The following is an 18444-nucleotide window of genomic DNA, read 5'->3' on the forward strand; positions in this document are numbered from 1 at the left end:
GGCGGTTGCCTGGGTGTCCGTCATGCGAAGTTCCTTTGCTGCGAGGTGCGTTGGTGAAGGGGATTACTTGAGTCCGGAGGTGGCGACGCCGGCGACGAAGCCCCGCTGCATGATCAGGAACAGCGCCAGCACCGGGACGACGTACATCACCGCGCCCGCGGCGACCAGGTTCCACAGCGGCGCACCGTGCTCGTTGGTGTATCCGTAGGCGAGCTTGACCGCGAGGGTGGTGTGGTTGTCGTCGAGCAGCAGGGCGGGCGCGATGTAGTCGCCCCAGGTCCAGCTGAAGGACAGGATCAGGCTGGTGGCGATGACCGGCCAGGACTGCGGCAGGAAGATCCGCCAGAAGATACGGACCTGTCCGCAGCCGTCGACGATCGCGGCCTCCTCCAGTTCCTTGGGCATGTTCGAGAAGAACTGCCGGAAGAGGAAGATCAGGTACGGCGCTCCGCACAGGCCCCACAGCACCCACGGCACATACGTGTTGGTGAGGTGCATCTTGGCGAACAGCAGATAGGTGGGGATGAGGGTGAGGACCTGCGGCAGCATCATCGTCGACAGCAGGACGTTGAAGATGGCCCGCTTGCCCGGCGCGTTGAGACGGGCGAAACCGTAGCCCGCCCACGCCGAGGCGAGGGTGACCAGGACGGCGTAGAGGGTGGCTATCGTCAGGGAGTTGCGGGCGTAGCCGAGGTAGTCGATCTGGGTCAGCGCGTCCCGGAAGTTGTTCAGGCTGAGGTGGTGCGGCCACCAGTGGATGGGCAGCACGCGCAGCTCGGAGGGTGCCTTCAGAGCGGTGTCCAGCAGCCAGGCGAACGGGCCCAGGAAGAGGACGACGACGCCGACCAGCAGCATGTAGACGGCACTTCTGCGGGGGAACACCATCACTTGCCTCCGATCGTGCGGGGCCGGGACGGCTTGGCCGGCTCCGGGTCGACGGCGTAGAAGACCGCGCCCTTGCTGAGTTTGAAGACGAGGAAGGTCACCGCGACGATGATCAGGAACAGCACCCAGAGCATCGCGGACGCGTAGCCGTAACGGCCGTTGGCGAAGTACTGGGCGAACACGTGGATCATGAACAGGTAGTTGCCCTCGGGTACCGCGGTGACGCCCCTGGGGGTGGGGTCCAGCGAGATCAGCAGCGGCAGGAAGCTCTGCACGGCGGCGATGATGCCGGTGATGACCTGGAAGAACAGCACCGGCGAGAGCAGCGGCACGGTGATGCGGGTGAAGGTCTGCCAGGCGTTCGCGCCGTCCATGCGGGCGGCCTCGTGCATCTCCTTGGGGATGTCCTGGAGCCCCGCCAGCGAGATGATCATGACGTTGCCCGCGCCCCACAGGGTCAGGCTGATCAGGACCCAGCGGGCATAGGGGTCGGTCAGCCAGCTCACACCGTCGATGTGCAGGGCGTCCAGCGCGCCGTTGGCCGCACCCGAGTCCCGGTCGAAGATCAGCTTGAAGGTGAGGGCGGCGCCGACCGGCGGGACGACCGCCGGCAGGTACAGCAGCGTGCGGAACACACCGCGGGCCCGGATGGGCTGGTTGACCAGTATCGCCAGCAGCAGACCCGCCACGATGGTGAGCGGCACGGTGATCGCCGTGAAGACGCCGGTGCGGGCCAGGGAGGACATCGTCTCCGGGTCGGAGAAGACCTCGCGGTAGTTGGCCAGGCCCACGAAGCGGGAGTTGTTCGACAGCCCGTCGGAGTTGGTCAGGCTCAGCCAGAACGCGTAGCCGAGCGGGAACGCGGTCAGGGCCAGGAAGCCGAGCATCCAGGGGCCGGCGAACACGTAGAAGGAGAAGGCGCGGCGGGTGGTCAGCGAGCGGGATCGACGACCGGCCTGCGCGCCGGGGCGGCGGGGCCCGGGCCGGGCGGCCGTCTCCCCGGAGGGGGACGGCGCGCCCGGCGCGGTGATCTGTTCGATACTCACCCCACGAGCTCCTTGCCCTGGGCGAGCAGCTCGTTCATCCGCGAGTTGAGTTCGTCGGCGACCTTGCCCGCAGGGGTGCCGGACTTCACGGCACCCGGCAGGACCTTGGTCAGCACGCCCTCGAGGGCGGCCTGCTGGGCGTACGGGGTGAAGCTGATGACGGAGAAGTGCGGCAGTTCCTGCTGCTGCACCTGGAACGCCTGCTTCTGGAAGGCGTTGGTCTGCGGCATCTTCGCGTTCAGGGATGTCAGCGAGGGGATGCCCCAGCCGCTGGCGGCGCGGTCCTGGGCGGGCTGGCCGCCGAAGTACCACTCGAAGAACTTCCAGGCCGCGTCCTTGTTCTTGGCGTCCCTCGGGATCCAGAAGCCGGTGGCGCCGAAGCAGGAGCTGACGCGGTGGTCGCCGAGCTGCGGCGCGGGCGCGAAGCGGGAGACGCCTGCGAGCTTGGGGTCGGCGCCTATCAGCCCGCCGAACCAGTAGCCGTTGCAGCTCATCGCCATCCGGTTGGCCTGGTAGGTGGGGCCGTCCCAGCCGTCCGGGTTGGGGTTGATGACGCTGGGGCCGATGTCGGCCTTCGCGTAGTCCAGGTACCACTGCAGTGCCTTGCGGGCCTCCGGGGAGGTGAAGTCCACCGTGGCCAGGTCCTCGGCGAACACGCTGCCGCCCGCGGAGGCGGTCATGCCCATGAGCTGCGGGAAGACACCCATGCCGGTGGCGTTCAGGCCGTACACCTTGACCTTGCCGAAGCGGCGCTGGACCAGCTTCCTGCCGAGGTCCAGCCACTCGTCGTAGGAGATCGGTTCGGTCGCGCTGGGCGCGTCGAGCTTGGCGGCCTCCAACATGTCGGTGCGGTACCAGAACATGGAGTCCTGGGAGTAGTCCTTGGCCATGCCGTAGCGCGGTCCGGCGCCCTGCTTCTTGCCGTCGTAGCGCCACACGTCGTTGACCGGAGCGAGGTCGGAGTCCTTCAGCACCGAGCTCTTGGCGAAGTACGGGTCCAGGTCCGTCATCAGGCCGCGAGCGGCGAAGTACGGGGTCTCGGTGGCGCCGAAGCCGCGGACCACGTCGGGCGCGTTCTTCGCGGCCAGCATGGCGTTCAGCTTGGTGGCGTCCCAGAGGATGACGTTGATGTTCATCCCGAGCGCGTCTTCGGCGGCCTTGAGGCTCTTCTTGTCCCACTCGTTCTCGACCGTCATCACCGTGAGGGTCGTCTTGCCGCCGCCGGATCCGCTCGTGCTGGTGCCGGCCGAGCCGGCGCAGGCGGACAGACCGGTCGCGGCGAGCGCGGTGGTGGCGGAGAGGGCGAGGAAGCGCCGTCTGTCGAGGGATGTCGTCGTTGACATAGGCATGCTGATAGGCCTTTCGGGGCGGAACGTACGCGATTGCGGGACGTACGGCGGCTACGGGACATACGAGGGGGCCATCGCGACAGGAGGGGCTGCCGCGGGGGACGAGCTATGGGGAGCACGGCGGCCGGTGGAACACCGGCTCGCTCGCCGTGGTGCGAGATGTTCCTGACCGGGCGCATCCGTCTGCGTGAACGAGTGCGTGCACGGGTGGCAGGGGACCGCGGGTGCGACGGTGGTCGCGTACACGGTGAGCCCGGGGAGACTCCTCGACCGCAGTTGACGCGGAGTCAACTGTGGCCGACATCCAGCTGTATCGATATGACCGATTCCAGAGATTCCGGTAAGGCTTGTCGCTTATTCCCGTCCGAGGAAACCGGTTGACTGGAACTTTCGCGAACGTTAAGTTGCGTTTCCAGAAAGTGTCAAGAGGCCAGAACACGTCACTCCGAGTCCCGCACAGCGGACCAGGGCGACGCCCACCGAGAGGGGGAGCACGTGCCGGAACAGCCCGTCCGGGCCAAGCTCGTGGATGTGGCACACGCGGCCGGGGTCTCCAAGGCCACCGTGTCCAAGGTGCTCAACGGCCGACAGGACCTGTCCGTACGGCCGGAGACGCGCCGGCGGGTCCACGAGGCCGCGGAGGCACTCGGCTACCGGCCGCACTCCGGCGCCCGGGCTCTGGCCGGCGCCAGCACCCACGCGCTGGCCCTGCTGGTCCCCGCCCTCGCCAACCCCACGTACGTCACCATCGCCCGCGGTGCCTACCAGCGGGCCCGCGAGCTGGGCTACCTCTCCCTGCTCGCGGAGGACTTCGACGGGCAGGAGGCCGACGAGTCCTTCCACGACCTGGTGCAGGAGGGCAGGGTCGACGGACTGCTCATCGCCTCGGCCCGCCCCGGTCACCCCCTGCTGGACGCGCTGAGCCGCAGCGCGGTCCCCCATGTCTTCCTCAACCGCTCCGTCGAGGGCTCCGGGCGCAACGTCACCATGGACGTGGCGCGCTCCAGCGTGATGGCGCTCGACCATCTGTACGGCCTCGGTCACCGCGTGGTCGGCCATATCGCGGGTCCGCACGGGATAACCCCCAGTGAGGTCCGCAAGGAGGCGTTCCTGCGGCACGCCGACGTACTGGGCCTGGAGGCGGCTCCCGTCGCGTCCGGGGACTTCACCGAGGACGGCGGCGGGTCCGCGGCGCGGGAGCTGCTGCGCCCCGCCGACGGCCGGGGACCGGTCACCGCCCTCTACACCAGCTCGCTCGCACAGGCGATCGGAGCCATGGCCGCGATCAGGGAACTCGGCCTCAGGATCCCGCAGGACATCTCCGTGGTCGGCAACGACGACCTGCCCGTGGCCGGTCACCTCCACCCCCCGCTGACCACGGTGGCGATGCCCCTGTACGAGCTGGGCACCGCCGCGGTGGACGCCCTGGTGGGCGGTATCGAGGGCAGGGCGGTCGGCGATGTCGTCGTACCGACCGAGCCGGGGCTGGTGCTGCGCGCCTCCACGGCCCGACCGGCAGGAGCGGAAGCCGGAACAGGACCGGAATCTCGAACAGGAGCAGGGACAGGAGGAACCCCATGACCGTCGCCGCCGCACCGGCGCGTTTCGCCGGCCGTACGGCACTGCTCACCGCCGCCGCCTCCGGCATCGGGGCGGCCACCGCCCATCGACTGGCGGCGGAGGGAGCGTCCGTCCTGGTCACCGACGTGGACGCCGAGGGCGCCCGGCGCGTGGCCGAGGAGATCCGCGCGGCGGGCGGGGCGGCACGGGACCGGCCCCTCGACGCCACCTCGCCGGACCAGTGGACCGAGGCCGTCGCCGAGGCCGAGTCCTGGACCGGGCACCTGGACGTGCTGCACCTCAACGCCGGCCGCAACCTGCACGGACCGGCCCATGAACTGGACGACACCTCCTGGCACGACCAGCTGCGGCTCTCCCTCGACTCGGTGTTCTACGGAGTCCGGGCCGCTGTGCCCCTGCTGAGAACGGCCAGGGGCGCGGTGGTGATCACCTCGTCCGTGCACGCCGCGATCGGCTTCCGGGGCTACCCGGCGTACGCGGCGGCCAAGGGCGGCATCGACGCCCTCGTACGCCAGCTGGCCGTCGAGTACGGAGGCCAGATCAGGTTCAACGCCGTCCTGCCCGGAGCCGTGGTCACCGCCCTGTGGGCCGGGGTGCCCCAGGACTACAAGGCGCAGACCGTCACCCGGACCCCCGTCGGACGGCTCGGTGTCCCCGAGGACATCGCCGCCGCCGTGGCCTTCCTCGCATCCGAGGACGCCGCCTTCGTCACGGGCCAGAACCTGCTCGTGGACGGTGGCCGCAGTATCAGCTCCCAGGAGTAGGCCACCGGTTCCCACCCGTCGCGAACAGGGCGGCCACCCCGCCCGCTCCCCCGAGGACCGACGACCCGACGTGCCGACCGCCGCACCCCGCCCTCGCACGTCCCCCGGCAGTCCTCCCCCGCCCCGACACCACTCCGCACCCCCGAGCGGGCAGTCCCCCCTGCCCGCCGCCCCACCACCGGGCTCACCGCCCCTCCCCCGGCCCGCACCAGGCCGCACACCGCACAGGACCCGGAGGTCCATTCCCATGAAGATCACTGGATACGAACTCTTCCTCGTCGAACCCCGCTGGCTCTTCCTGCGCGTCGACACCGACGAGGGCATCTCCGGCTGGGGCGAGCCCATCGTCGAGGGCAAGGCCCACACCGTCGCCCGCTGCGTCGAGGAGATGTTCGACTACCTTCTCGGCCAGGACCCGGCCCGGATCGAGGAGCACTGGCAGTACCTCGCCAAGAGCGGCTTCTACCGTGGCGGCGTCGTCCTCAACAGCGCCCTGGCCGGCATCGACCAGGCGCTGTGGGACATCGCGGGCAAGACCCACGGGGTCCCCGTCCACCAGCTCCTCGGCGGCCATGTGCGCGACCGGGTGCGCGTCTACGGCTGGGTCGGCGGTGAAACGCCCGAGGAGCTGGCCGAATCGGCCGCCGCGCAGGTCGCCAAGGGCATGACCGCGGTCAAGCTCAACCCCTGCGGCCAGCTGGAACCGCTCGCCACGCCCGCCGCGATCAACGCCATCGTGGACGGAGTGGCCGCGGTCCGCGAGGCCATCGGACCGGAGCGCGATCTGGCGCTGGACTTCCACGGCAGGTTCAGCGGGGCGATGTCCCGCCGCGTCCTGCCCCTCCTGGAGCCGCTGCTGCCGCTCTTCGTCGAAGAGCCCGTGCTGCCCGAGTTCTCCCAGGACCTCGGCGCCGTGGTGCGCTCCACCTCCATCCCCATCGCCACCGGCGAGCGTCTCTACTCCCGCTGGGACTTCCGCTCGGTGCTCTCCGACGGCATCGCCGTGGCCCAGCCCGACATCAGCCACGCCGGCGGCATCTCCGAGAGCCGCCGGATCGCCGCGATGGCCGAGGCGTACGACGTGATGGTGGCCCCGCACTGCCCGCTCGGCCCGATCGCCCTCGCGGCCAGTCTGCAGCTCGACTTCGCGATCCCCAACTTCCTCATCCAGGAGCAGGCGCTGGGCATCGGCTACGGGGACAGCAGCGGACTGCTGGACTACCTCGCCGACACCACCCCGTTCACGTTCCGCGACGGCTACATCGACCGGCCGACCGCACCCGGTCTCGGCATCACCATCGACGAGGACGCCGTACGGGCCGCCGCCGAGCGCGGCCACCGCTGGCGCAACCCCGTCTGGCGGAACACGGACGGCTCACTCGCCTCCTGGTAGGAAGGGGCAGGTCAGGGCCGGACGGGCGCAACGCGCGGTGTCCGGTCCGGGCCGGGTGCGTCAGGTGTGTGCCGACGGGAACGACGCGTCAAGTATTGGCAATGGTTTCCATATCGATCGGATTCAGCCATGTTTTTGACATTCATTTCCATCTACTGTGGCGCATACACCCTTTCTGACCACCCCCTGTCGTGGAGGATCCATGTCCCCGTCCCCGTCCCGGCGCCTCGCCCTGATCACCGGCGCCTCACTGGCCCTCCTGGCGGGGTGCGGCAGTTCGTCGGACTCCGGCGGTGACAAGGGCGGCGCACAGGAACCGGTCGCCTCGTCCAAGGTCGCCGTGGTCGCCTCCACCAATGTCTACGGCGACATCGTCGAGCAGATAGGCGGCGCGAAGGTCGACGTCACGTCGATCATCAGCGACCCCGACCAGGACCCGCACTCCTACGAGGCCAACACCCAGAACCAGCTGGCCCTGTCCAAGGCGAAGGTCGTCGTCGAGAACGGCGGCGGCTACGACGACTTCGTCGACCGGATGCTGAAGAGCGGCGGTTCCTCCGCCGAGGTCATCAACGCCGTCGAGGTCTCCGGGAAGACCGCCCCGAAGGGCGGCGAGCTCAACGAGCACGTCTGGTACGACTTCCCCACCGTCGCAAGGATCGCCGACCGGATCGCCGCCGCCCTCGGCAAGGCCGACACCGCCGACTCCGCCCTCTTCACCAAGAACGCCGACGCCTTCAAGACGAAGCTCACGGCACTCGAGGCGAAGGAAGCCCAGATCAAGAAGGAGCACGCCGGTGAGGGCATCGCCATCACCGAGCCCGTGCCGCTCTATCTGACCACCGCGAGCGGCCTGGTCAACAAGACGCCGGCCGCGTTCAGCGAGGCCATCGAGGAGGGCGACGACGTCTCCCCCAGGGTCCTTCAGGACACGCTGGCGGTGTTCAGCGGCAAGCAGGTGAAGGCGCTGGTCTACAACGAGCAGACCTCCGGCCCGCAGACCGAGAAGTCCAAGGACGCGGCCAAGGCGGCCGGCATCCCCGTCGTACCGGTGACCGAGACCCTGCCTGCGGGCAAGGACTACCTCGGCTGGATGACCTCCAACGTCGACGCGCTCGCGAACGCGCTCGCCAAGTGAGCCGGCCCGCCCCGGCCCCCGTCGTCAGCCTGCGTGGCGCCGAACTGTCGTACGGCGCCCGTGTGGTGTGGCGGGGCCTCGACCTCGATGTGCGGCCGGGAGAGTTCCTGGCCGTGCTCGGGCCGAACGGATCCGGCAAGACCAGTTTCGTACGGGCCCTGCTGGGCCGGCAGCCCCTGTCCGCCGGGACACTGACCGTCCTCGGCGGCCCCCCGCGCGAGGCCGGACGGCATCTCGGGTACGTCCCCCAGCAGGCGGAGGTGTCCGCGCAGGCGATGCTGCGGGCCCGCGATCTCGTGCGCTTCGGTATCGACGGGCACCGTTTCGGCCCCCGGCTGCGCACGGGCGCCGTCCGCCGCCGGATCGACGAGATCCTCGCCTCGGTCGGAGCCACCGCGTACGCCGATGTCCCCCTCGGCATGCTGTCCGGCGGTGAACGGCAGCGCGTCCGCATCGGACAGGCCCTGGCGACCGACCCGCGCGTCCTGCTCTGCGACGAGCCGTTGCTCTCCCTGGACCTGAACCACCAGCGGGCCGTCACCGAACTCGTGGACGCCCGCCGCCGCTCCCACGGCACGTCCGTGGTGTTCGTGACCCACGAGATCAACCCGGTGCTCGGCCTGGTCGACCGCGTCCTGTACCTGGCGCCGGGCGGCCACCGGATCGGGACACCGGACGAGGTGCTCACCTCCGAGTCGCTGTCGCGGCTGTACGGCACCCGGGTCGACGTCATCCGCGTCCAGGGCCGGGTCGTGGTCGTCGGCGTCCCCGACGGCCCGGCCGCACCCCCGCACCACACCCAGCACACCGTTCTCCGAACCGAGGAAGTATTCCGATGACGCTCGCCGAGGGGGTCTGGCACCAGATCTTCAGCTTCGAGAACTACGGCGAGCTGCTCGCGCTGGTCCGCAACTCCCTCATCGCGGGTGTCGCGCTCGGCCTCGTCGGCGGTCTGGCCGGGGTCTTCGTCATCATGCGCGATCTGCCCTTCGCGGTGCACGGCATCAGCGAGCTGTCGTTCGCGGGCGCGTCGGCGGCCCTGCTGCTGGGGGTGAACATCGTGGCGGGCTCGATCGCGGGCTCGCTCCTCGCGGCCGGTGCGATAGGTCTCCTGGGGGCGCGGGCCCGCGACCGCAACTCGGCGATCGGCATCCTCATGCCGTTCGGTCTCGGGCTCGGTGTGCTCTTCCTCGCCCTCTACAAGGGCCGGGCGGCCAACAAGTTCGGGCTGCTCACCGGGCAGATCGTCGCCGTCGACACCCCGCAGATGGCCTGGCTCCTCGGCACCTCCGCCCTGGTACTGGTCGCCCTGGCCGTGATCTGGCGGCCGTTGACCTTCGCCAGCGCCGACCCGGATGTGGCCGCGGCCCGTGGGGTGCCGGTGCGCGGACTGTCCTTCGTCTTCATGATCGTGCTCGGCCTCGCCGTCGCCCTGTCCGTCCAGGTCGTCGGTGCGCTGCTGGTCCTGACGCTCGTCGTCACGCCCGCCGCGGCCGCCGCCCGGGTGACAGCGTCCCCGGTGCTGTTGCCGCTGCTCAGCGTGGTCTTCGCCGTGCTCTCCATCGAGGGCGGCATCCTCCTCGCGCTGGGCGGCTCCATCCCGATCAGCCCGTACGTCACCACGATCTCGTTCACGATCTACGCCCTGTGCCGGGTGGCCGGGGCCTACCGCACCCGGCGGTGGGGAGACAGGAGGGTGGTCCCGCAGCCCGCGTGACATCACCCCCCTGCACCGAACCCTGACACCACCCCTGTCACTCGCGTTGTCACGCACGGACGAACCGAGGTCCCTCGGGACTCACCTCACGCACACAGAACGGTGATTGACCCGGTCCCCTCGTCCGGCGCTGCCATATTCGAAAGCCACTTTCGGAGGTGGCTGTGACCCTAGAGGCGACAACATCCTGGGCAACGGGCCTGCCCGACCGCACCGCCGACCGCATCACCGTGCTGGAGAGCCGTCGGACACGGGCGCTGGCGGAGGGCGGGCCGAGAAGACGTGGGGAGTACGGCGCCCGGGAGCGGATCGACCTGCTGCTGGACACGGGGTCCTTCACCGAGACCGGACTGTACGTACGGGCGCGGTCCACCACGGACGGCGCGCGCCGCCCCTACGGGGACGGGGTGGTCACCGGCTACGGCACGGTCGACGGGCGTCCCGTCTGTGTCTTCGCCCAGGATTCCACGGTCTTCGGCGGGAGCATGGGCGAGGCCTTCGGCGAGAAGACGATCGCCCTGATGGACCTCGCGCTGAAGACCGGCTGTCCGGTGATCGGGCTCAACGACGGCGGCGGCGCCCGTATCCAGGAGGGCGTCGCCTCACTCGCGCTGTACGCCGAGCTGGTGCGCCGCAACGTCCAGGCGTCCGGGGTGATTCCCCAGCTCTCGGTCGTGCTGGGTCCGTGTGCCGGCGGGGCCGCCTACTCGCCCGCCATCACCGACTTCACCGTGATGGTGGACGGCGCCTCGCACATGTTCGTCACCGGCCCCGACGTCATCGAGGCGGTCACCGGGGAACGCGCGAGCGCGGAGGAACTGGGCGGCGCCCGCACCAGCAACTCCGTCAACGGCAACGCCCACTTCCTCGCGGCCGACGAGGTCGAGGCCCTCGACACCGTACGGGACCTGCTGTCGTATCTGCCCGCCAACAACCTGGAGCGACCCCCGCAGTACGCGCCCGCGGAGGCGCCCACCGACGTGTGCCTCGACGAGGTGGTGCCGGACCGGCTCGGACAGGCCTACGACATGCGGGAGATCCTGCGCGCGGTCGTCGACGGGGGTGAACTCCTCGAGGTGCAGGAGCTGTTCGCGCCGAACATCATCTGCGCGCTGGCCCTGGTGGAGGGCTCTTCGGTCGGGGTGGTCGCCAACCAGCCGCTGCACGCGGCCGGTGTCCTCGACATCGACGCCTCGGAGAAGGCCGCGCGGTTCGTGCGGTTCTGCGACGCGTTCGGCATTCCGCTGCTGACCTTCGCCGACGTCCCCGGTTATCTGTCGGGTGTCCGTCAGGAGCAGGCCGGGATCATCCGGCGCGGCGCCAAACTGCTGTACGCGTACGCCGAGGCGACCGTCCCGAAGGTCACCGTGGTGGTGCGCAAGGCGTATGGCGGTGGGTACGCGGTGATGGGCTCCAAGCATCTGGGCGCCGACATCAACCTCGCCTGGCCCACCGCCCGTATCGCCGTCATGGGCGCCGAGGGCGCGGTGGGCGTCCTGCACCGGCGCGAACTGGCCACCGCAGCCGACCCGGAGGCGCTGCGGGCCAGTCTCGTCGCCGCGTACGAGAGCACGCACGGCACGCCCTACCTGGCCGCCGAACGCGGGTACGTGGACGCCGTCATCGCCCCGCGCGACACCCGTACCCACATCGTCCGCGCCCTGCGCGCCCTGCGCGGCAAGCGCGCCCCGATGCCGTCGCGCAGGCACGGCAACATCCCCCTCTGAGCCTCTGGGCCCCTCTGAGCCTCTGGGGTCCCTTTTCCGCGATGTGAGGAGCCATCCCCGATGGACAGTCCCCTCCCCCCGCTCGCCCCCGCCCTCCGGAGTCTGCCGGAGTACGTCCGGCACTGGGCCGAAACGACCCCCGACCGCCGGGCGTTCACGTTCGTCGACCATCCCGCCCCGCACTCACGAGGCATCCATCGCACCCTGACGTGGCGCCGACTGCACCTGCGGGTACGGGCGTTGGCGACTCGGCTCGCCGAAGAGGCCGCGCCCGGAAGCAGGGTCGCGCTGCTGTGTCCGCAGGGCACGGAGTACGTCACCGCGTTCCTGGCAACGCTCACGGCCGGGCTCGTCGCCGTGCCGCTGTATCCGCCGGGTCTGCCCGGCCACGGCGACCGCCTCGCGGCGGTGCTGGACGACGCATCCCCGGCTGTCGTTCTGACGACCAGTCATGTCATGGGTGATGTGCGGGATTTCTGTGCCGGTCAGGCCGTGGGGATCGTCGCCGTGGATCAAGTACCGGACACTGTGGAGGACTTGACGCCGATCTACCTGGACGACGACGCCATCGCCTATCTCCAGTACACGTCCGGTTCGACCCGTTCTCCGGCCGGCGTGGAGATCAGTCACGGCAATGTCGTCGCCAACGCCCGTCAGGCGCTTGCCGCTTACGGTCTGGACGAGCGTCCGGCGACCTGTGTGGGCTGGCTGCCGCTGTACCACGACATGGGGCTCGTCCTGAGTGTCGCCGCTCCGGTCGTACGGGGGATGCTGTCGGTGCTCATGGATCCCGCCGCGTTCCTGCAGGAACCGGTGCGCTGGCTGCGGCTGCTCTCCGCGCATCCGCGTGCGCTGAGCGCGGCGCCCAACTTCGCCTACGACTACTGCGCTTCGGCCGTCACCGAGGCCCAGAAACGGGAGCTGCGGCTGGAGGGGGTCGCCGCGCTGCTCAACGGCAGCGAGCCGGTCCGCGCCGCCACCGCCGACCGCTTCCACGCCGCCTTCGCCGCCCAGGGGCTGGCGCCGGACGTCCACTGTCCGTCGTACGGGCTCGCCGAGGCCACCGTGTTTGTCAGTGCCGCCCGGCCCGGGGAGCCGCTGAGGCGGTTCGCGCTCGACCGTGACGCCCTCGCCGCCGGAAAGGCCCTGCCCGCGCCGGCCGGTGATCCCAGAGCCCTGACGCTGGTCGGCTGCGGTACTCCGGCCGGGCAACTGGTCCGGGTCGCCGACCCCGTGTCCCGCGCCCGGCTGGCCGAGGGAGAGATCGGCGAGATCTGGGTGCAGGGGCCCAACGTGGGGCGCGGTTACCGGAGTCGGGAGGAGGAGTCGCGGCGGGTCTTCGGCGCCGCGTTCGCCGACGGCACGGACGGCAGCGGCCACTGGCTGCGCACCGGCGACCTGGGGACCTTCCTGGACGGGCAGTTGATCGTCACCGGCCGGCTGAAGGACCTCATCGTCGTCGACGGCCGCAACCACTATCCGCAGGACGTGGAGGCCTCCGTCCAGGACGCGGACCCGGCCGTGCGACGCGACCGGCTGGCCGCGTTCGGGGTGCCGGGCGACGCGGGCGAGCGGGTGGTCGTCGTGGCCGAGCACGCGCGGAGCATCAGCCTCGCGGAGATCGACGTCGTCGGGCTGGGGCATGCCGTGCGCGCGGCCGTCTCGGCACGCCACGGGCTGCGGCTCGCCGATGTCGTCCTCGTGCCGCCGGGCACCGTACCCCGTACGTCCAGCGGAAAGGTGGCCCGGGCGCTGACCCGGCGGCGCTATCTGGAGGGTGCCTATACGCCGGAGCCGGCCGCGTGAGGGGCGCCGACGAGGCCCGGTTGCGCCGGCTGGTCGCCGAGCGGGTGGCCGCGTGGCACGGTACGGCCATTGAGGACGCGCCCATGGACCGGCCGCTGGCGGACCTCGGCATGTCGTCACGGGACGCGGTCGTGCTCGCCGGGGAGCTCTCACGGGCGACAGGCCGGGAACTGTCGGCGACGCTGCTGTGGGAGGCGCCCACCGGTGATGCCCTGGTGGCGTATCTCTGCCGCCCGGAAACGGCAGAGGGAGAAAGAACGGGACCGGAGACCGGGACCGGGGTGGCTCCGGTGGGCTCGCCGACTTCTCCCCCGGCCTCGTCCGACGAGCCCGTGGCGGTCATCGGCGTCGGGTGTCGGCTGCCCGGTGGTGTGCACGGGCCGCGCGACTACTGGCGGTTGCTCGTCGACGGCGTCGACGCCGTCCGGCGGGTGCCCGAGGACCGGTGGCGCGACTTCGGCGCGTTTCCGCCCAAGGACGCGTCCCTGTACGGCGGTTACCTCGACGACATCGCCGGGTTCGACGCGGACTTCTTCCGCGTCACCCCGCGCGAGGCCGCCGTGATGGACCCGCAGCAGCGGATCCTCCTGGAGGTCGTCCACGAGGCCCTCGACCATGCCGCCGTCCCGGCCGCTTCCCTCGCCGGCAGCGCCACCGGTGTCTTCGTCGGGGTCTCCGCCGCCGAGTACGGCTCGCTCACCGGCGCCGACGCGGCGACCGTCGACCCCTGGGCGCCCGCGGGCGGGGCGTTGAGCGTGACGGCGGGACGGCTGGCGTACGTCCTGGACACCCGGGGGCCGAGCATGGCCGTGGACACCGCCTGCTCGTCCTCGCTGGTCGCCGTGCACCACGCCTGTGTCAGCCTGCGCACGGGCGAGAGCGACACGGCGATCGCCGCCGGGGTCAACCTGCTGCTGTCGCCCACGGTCACCGTGGCGTTCCGGCGGGCCGGGGCCCTCGCACCGGACGGGCGGTGCAAGCCGTTCTCGGCGGCGGCCGACGGCATCGGGCGCGGCGAGGGATGCGCGGCCGTGCTGCTGAAACGCCTGTCGGACGCCGAGCGGGACGGCGACCGCGTCCTCGCGGTCATCCGTGCCACGGCCGTCAACTCCGACGGCCGTTCCAACGGCCTCCTCGCACCCAATCCCGCAGCCCAGAAAGCCCTGTTGGCGACCGTGTACGCCCGGGCGGGGCTCGCCCCGGCGCACATCGACCATGTCGAGGCACACGGAACCGGTACCCCGCTCGGCGACCCGATCGAGGCGGGCGCGCTCAGTGCCGTGCTCGGCGCGGGCCGCGATCCCGACCAGCCGCTGCTGCTGGGCTCCGTCAAGGGCAACCTCGCCCATCTGGAGTCGGCGGCGGGCATCGCCGGGCTGGTGAAGACGGTCCTCGCCCTGCACCACGACACCATTCCGCCGACCCTGCACTGCGCGGCCGGAAGCTCCCTGGACGAGGGCGGGCGACTGCGCGTGGTGACCGAGTGCGAGCCATGGCCGCGCTACGGCGGTACCGCCACCGCCGGGGTGTCCGGGTTCGGGTTCGGCGGCACCAACGCCCATGCGGTACTGGAGGAATGGCGGCCCGCCGACACCCTTCCGCCGTCCCGGGAGGAGGGCCCGGTCGCCCGTCTCCATCTCCTCTCCGACGTCGACACCGTCCGTCTGCGGGACACGGCGACCCGGCTCGCCGACTGGCTCGGCACCCCCGAGGGGCACACGGCTCACCCGGCCGACGTGGCACGCACCCTCGCCGGGCGCGGCGGGCGAGGGACGGTGCGTGCCGCGGTCGTGGCCCAGGACCACGCCGAACTGGCCGCAGGCTTACGGGCGTTGGGGCGGGGCCTTCCGCACGAGCGGATCGTGACCGGTGAGCGGGATCTCGTGGGGCGAGGGCCCGTGTGGTTGTTCTCCGGGTACGGCAGCCAGTGGGTCGGTATGGGGCGTCGGCTGCTCGCCGAGGAACCCGCCTTCGCCGCCGCCGTGGAGAAACTCGACGCGCAGATCGCCCCGGAGTGCGGGCTTTCCCTGTACGAGCACCTGGCGCACGGCGGCGATCTCGACCGCCTCGAGGTCGCCCAACCAGTGCTGTTCGGGCTCCAGTTGGCGCTGGCCGAGCTGTGGCGTTCGTACGGTGTCGAGCCCGCCGCCGTCATCGGCCACTCCGTGGGAGAGGTGGCCGCCGCGGTGTGCGCGGGCGCGCTGGAGGTGTCGGAGGCCGCCCGGGTGGTCACCGTGCGGGCCCGGCTGCTCAGTGGACTGCGCGGCGGCGCCATGGCTGTCGTCGACATCGGGGACGGCGAACTCGAAGCCCTGGAAAGGGAATTCCCCGGCGTCTGTGTCGCCGTGCACTCCTCACCCGGGCAGAAGGTCGTCACCGGGGAGAAGTCGGCTGTGGCCCGGCTCCTGCGACACCTGGAGCAGCGGGGCCGAACCGCTCGCGCCCTGCAGGTCGTCGGCGCCGGGCACTCACCCCAAGTCGAGCCGCTGCTGCCGGACTTGACCGACGCCCTGGCCGATCTCCGGGGCAACCGTCCCCGGGTCCCGGTCTACTCCACCGTCCTGGACGACCCGCACGACGACTCCCTGTTCGACGCCGCCCACTGGGCCGCGAACCTCCGACGTCCGGTGCGCCTGGACCGGGCGGTCGCGGCGGCTGCCGCCGACGGCCACACCGCCTTCGTCGAGATCTCGCCCCACCCGGTCCTGACCCGGGCCGTCCTCGACACCGCGCCGGGCGCCCTCGCCATCGGCACCCTGCGCCGCGACGCCGACAGTTCCGCCGGGTTCCTGGCCCAGGTGGGCGCCCTGTACTGCGCGGGTGCGCGTCTGCCGATGCCGCCGGGCCGGGTGATCGACCTGCCCGCACCGCGCTGGCGGCACGTCCGCCACTGGTGGACGGACGGACGCTCGACGACGGCAAACACGACGACCACGACAGCAGCGCCGACGCAGGAGTGCGACGCGCCGGACACGTCCGTCTCCGGCCGTCTGCGGCAGCACATCGCCGCCGTCACCGGCCATTCCGCGTCCCGCATCACGCCTTCCACGACCCTGACCGGCCTCGGCCTGGACTCCCTGATGGCCGTGCGCATCCGCACCGCCCTGGAAGGCGAGTTCGGAATCGAGCTGCCCCTGCGCGAACTGCTCGGCGGCGACTCCACCACTGTCTCGTCGGTCGCCGAGCACATCGAACAGGCCCTCGCCCAGCGGGAGTTGCCCGCTCCACACCGCATCCTCCGTGCTACCGGCTCCCTGGCCCCCCTCTTCCTCCTCCACGCCGCCGGCGGCACGACCGACGTCTACCGGGCACTCGTCCAACGGCTCGGCGGGGAGCGCCCGGTGTACGGACTCGAACGGCTCCCGGACGCCCGTACCGTGGCCGAGAAAGCGCGCCGTTACGCCGAGGTCATGACCGCCGCCCAGCCCAACGGGCCTCTCCTGCTGGCAGGTTGGTCCTTCGGCGGCTTCGTCGCCCAGGAGACCGCGCGACAACTCACCGCCGCCGGGCGTGACGTGGGGCTCGTGGCGCTCCTCGACTCCGTACGGCCGCTCCCCCGGCCCGGCGACACCCCGGCCGACCGGATCCGCGCCCACTTCACGGGCTTCGCCCGCCATGTCGCCGACACGTACGGGGTCCGACTTCGGCTCCCGTACGCCGAGTTGTCGGCGATGGACGACGACGGTGAGCGCATCGACACCGTGCTGCGAGCCCTGCGCGAGGCGGCCGACGTACCGCCCGCCGTCCTGGAGCATCAGCGCTCCTCCTATCTGGACCTGCGGATCGGCGAGGCCCACTGCCCCAAGCCCTACGACGGGCCGGTGGTCCTGTACCGGGCCACCGAGCCCGCTCCGCACACCGTGCGCGACCCGGCGTACGAACGGGACGACGAGGCGCTCGGCTGGGACGAGGTGTGCCCGCGACTGACCGTCGTACGGGTCGCCGGCCACCATCTGTCGCTGCTCGACCCGCCGTACGTCGACGAGATCGCCGCCCATCTGCGGCGCGCGCTCGACGAGCAGAGCCGCTGAAGCCGCAGGACCCGGAAGACGAGGAGCCGCCATGTCCCACCACCGCACCCCCGGAATGTCGCGCCGCACCGCCGCCAAGGCCGCGACAGCCGTCGGGCTCACCGCTCTGCTCGGCACCAGAACCGCCACCGCCCACGCCGTGACCCGGCTCTCCGCCCGCACCCTGGACGTCTCCGTGGCGTCCCCCGCCCTGGGCCGCAGCGCGCCCGTCCGGCTGATCCTGCCGTCGGGATTCGGCACGCAGCCCGGGCGGACGTACCCCGTCCTCTACCTCCTGCACGGCGCCCACGACGACTACACGTCCTGGACCCGGGAGACGGACATCGAGGCCTTCACCGAGGGCCGGAACCTGATCGTGGCGATGCCCGACGCGGGACCCACCGGCATTCCCACCGCGTGGCGCGGCGGCCCCGACTACGAGACCTTCCAGCTCACGGAGGTCCCCGCGATGCTCGCCCGTCAGTACCGGGCCTCCGGCGTCCGGGCGGTCGCCGGGGTCTCCACCGGCGGCTACGGCGCGATGGCGCACGCTTCACGCCATCCGGGCATGTTCGCGGCGGCGGCCTCGTACAGCGGCATCCTCGACACCACCGCACCCGGTGTGCCGCCGCTCGTGGACGCCATCGTGGCCCGCGAGAACCTGGCGCCCCGCTCCCTCTGGGGCAGTCCCTTCCTGGACCTCCTCACCTGGCGCGACTTCAACCCGCGGGCCCGCGCCGAGGGGCTGCGCGGCACCCCCCTGTACGTCTCCAGCGGCAGCGGGGTCGTCGGCGGAACCGGTGACTGGCTGCCCGAGGCGCTGGAGAGCGCCCTGTGGCTGTCCGCGCACGCCTTCACCGACACGCTCGCGCTGCTGCGCGTCCCGGTCACGGCCCACTACTACCCGGGAGGGGGACACAGTTGGGCCTTCTGGAAAGGGGAGTTCCGCGCGTCGTGGCCGATGCTCGCCGGTGCGCTGGGGATACCGGCGTGAGGCCGGTACCGTCGGGGCACGGAACGGAACGGAG

13 protein-coding genes are annotated in these 18444 nt (G+C 71.3%); 10 read left to right on the forward strand and 3 right to left on the reverse strand.

Going from position 1 to position 18444, the window contains the following annotated elements:
• Positions 1-63: 63 nt before the first annotated feature.
• Genes PV396_RS12530 through PV396_RS12540 form a run of 3 tightly spaced genes read right to left on the reverse strand, consistent with a single transcriptional unit; the run spans position 64 to position 3274 of the window.
• Entirely contained in the window at positions 64-885 is an 822-nt protein-coding gene (locus PV396_RS12530) for a carbohydrate ABC transporter permease (protein ID WP_319203695.1), read from the reverse strand.
• Complete coding sequence (locus PV396_RS12535) at positions 885-1931, reverse strand: sugar ABC transporter permease (protein ID WP_319203698.1); 1047 nt, start codon at positions 1929-1931, stop codon at positions 885-887. The genes PV396_RS12530 and PV396_RS12535 overlap by 1 nt, the downstream gene beginning before the upstream one ends.
• A complete protein-coding gene (locus tag PV396_RS12540) occupies positions 1928-3274 on the reverse strand; it encodes an extracellular solute-binding protein (protein WP_319203700.1) in 1347 nt (448 codons plus the stop codon). Before PV396_RS12540 ends, PV396_RS12535 begins: the two co-directional genes overlap by 4 nt.
• Before the next feature lie 501 nt (positions 3275-3775).
• Here PV396_RS12540 and PV396_RS12545 point away from each other — a divergent pair.
• From PV396_RS12545 to PV396_RS12590, 10 genes are all read left to right on the forward strand, one after another.
• Positions 3776-4861 carry a LacI family DNA-binding transcriptional regulator gene (locus PV396_RS12545; RefSeq protein WP_319203702.1) on the forward strand — a complete coding sequence of 362 codons (1086 nt, stop codon included), beginning with the start codon at positions 3776-3778 and terminating at the stop codon, positions 4859-4861.
• The gene (locus PV396_RS12550; protein ID WP_319203704.1) at positions 4858-5625 is read left to right on the forward strand and encodes an SDR family NAD(P)-dependent oxidoreductase; all 768 of its coding nucleotides are present in this window, start codon (positions 4858-4860) and stop codon (positions 5623-5625) included. The genes PV396_RS12545 and PV396_RS12550 overlap by 4 nt, the downstream gene beginning before the upstream one ends.
• A 247-nt stretch (positions 5626-5872) precedes the next feature.
• Positions 5873-7018: a galactonate dehydratase gene (gene dgoD / locus PV396_RS12555; RefSeq protein WP_319203706.1), complete on the forward strand. Its 1146-nt coding sequence runs from the start codon at positions 5873-5875 to the stop codon at positions 7016-7018.
• Between the two features lie 202 nt (positions 7019-7220).
• Positions 7221-8156 carry a metal ABC transporter solute-binding protein, Zn/Mn family gene (locus tag PV396_RS12560; RefSeq protein WP_319203708.1) on the forward strand — a complete coding sequence of 312 codons (936 nt, stop codon included), beginning with the start codon at positions 7221-7223 and terminating at the stop codon, positions 8154-8156.
• Positions 8153-8995 carry a metal ABC transporter ATP-binding protein gene (locus PV396_RS12565; RefSeq protein WP_319203710.1) on the forward strand — a complete coding sequence of 281 codons (843 nt, stop codon included), beginning with the start codon at positions 8153-8155 and terminating at the stop codon, positions 8993-8995. The genes PV396_RS12560 and PV396_RS12565 overlap by 4 nt, the downstream gene beginning before the upstream one ends.
• A complete protein-coding gene (locus PV396_RS12570; RefSeq protein ID WP_319203713.1) occupies positions 8992-9873 on the forward strand; it encodes a metal ABC transporter permease in 882 nt (293 codons plus the stop codon). Before PV396_RS12565 ends, PV396_RS12570 begins: the two co-directional genes overlap by 4 nt.
• Positions 9874-10037: 164 nt before the next feature.
• Positions 10038-11600, forward strand: a complete 1563-nt coding sequence (locus PV396_RS12575; protein ID WP_319204086.1) for an acyl-CoA carboxylase subunit beta — start codon at positions 10038-10040, stop codon at positions 11598-11600.
• 60 nt (positions 11601-11660) lie between these two features.
• Entirely contained in the window at positions 11661-13406 is a 1746-nt protein-coding gene (locus PV396_RS12580; protein WP_319203715.1) for a fatty acyl-AMP ligase, read from the forward strand.
• Positions 13403-17437 carry a type I polyketide synthase gene (locus tag PV396_RS12585; protein WP_319203717.1) on the forward strand — a complete coding sequence of 1345 codons (4035 nt, stop codon included), beginning with the start codon at positions 13403-13405 and terminating at the stop codon, positions 17435-17437. Before PV396_RS12580 ends, PV396_RS12585 begins: the two co-directional genes overlap by 4 nt.
• 31 nt (positions 17438-17468) lie before the next feature.
• Positions 17469-18410 (forward strand): alpha/beta hydrolase family protein, encoded by a 942-nt coding sequence (locus tag PV396_RS12590; protein ID WP_319203719.1) that lies wholly within the window; start codon positions 17469-17471, stop codon positions 18408-18410.
• The last annotated feature ends 34 nt before the right edge of the window (positions 18411-18444 follow it).

This window comes from Streptomyces sp. ME02-8801-2C, from assembly GCF_033793965.1.
Lineage (GTDB): Bacteria > Actinomycetota > Actinomycetes > Streptomycetales > Streptomycetaceae > Streptomyces.

What these genes read in the sequence shown, in the direction of transcription:
- PV396_RS12530 (WP_319203695.1), bottom strand. Translation starts at nt 885, where the DNA reads ATGGTGTTCCCCCGCAGAAGTGCCGTCTACATGCTGCTGGTCGGCGTC.
- PV396_RS12540 (WP_319203700.1), bottom strand. Translation starts at nt 3,274, where the DNA reads ATGTCAACGACGACATCCCTCGACAGACGGCGCTTCCTCGCCCTCTCC.
- PV396_RS12550 (WP_319203704.1), top strand. Translation starts at nt 4,858, where the DNA reads ATGACCGTCGCCGCCGCACCGGCGCGTTTCGCCGGCCGTACGGCACTG.
- dgoD (WP_319203706.1), top strand. Translation starts at nt 5,873, where the DNA reads ATGAAGATCACTGGATACGAACTCTTCCTCGTCGAACCCCGCTGGCTC.
- PV396_RS12560 (WP_319203708.1), top strand. Translation starts at nt 7,221, where the DNA reads ATGTCCCCGTCCCCGTCCCGGCGCCTCGCCCTGATCACCGGCGCCTCA.
- PV396_RS12570 (WP_319203713.1), top strand. Translation starts at nt 8,992, where the DNA reads ATGACGCTCGCCGAGGGGGTCTGGCACCAGATCTTCAGCTTCGAGAAC.
- PV396_RS12580 (WP_319203715.1), top strand. Translation starts at nt 11,661, where the DNA reads ATGGACAGTCCCCTCCCCCCGCTCGCCCCCGCCCTCCGGAGTCTGCCG.
- PV396_RS12590 (WP_319203719.1), top strand. Translation starts at nt 17,469, where the DNA reads ATGTCCCACCACCGCACCCCCGGAATGTCGCGCCGCACCGCCGCCAAG.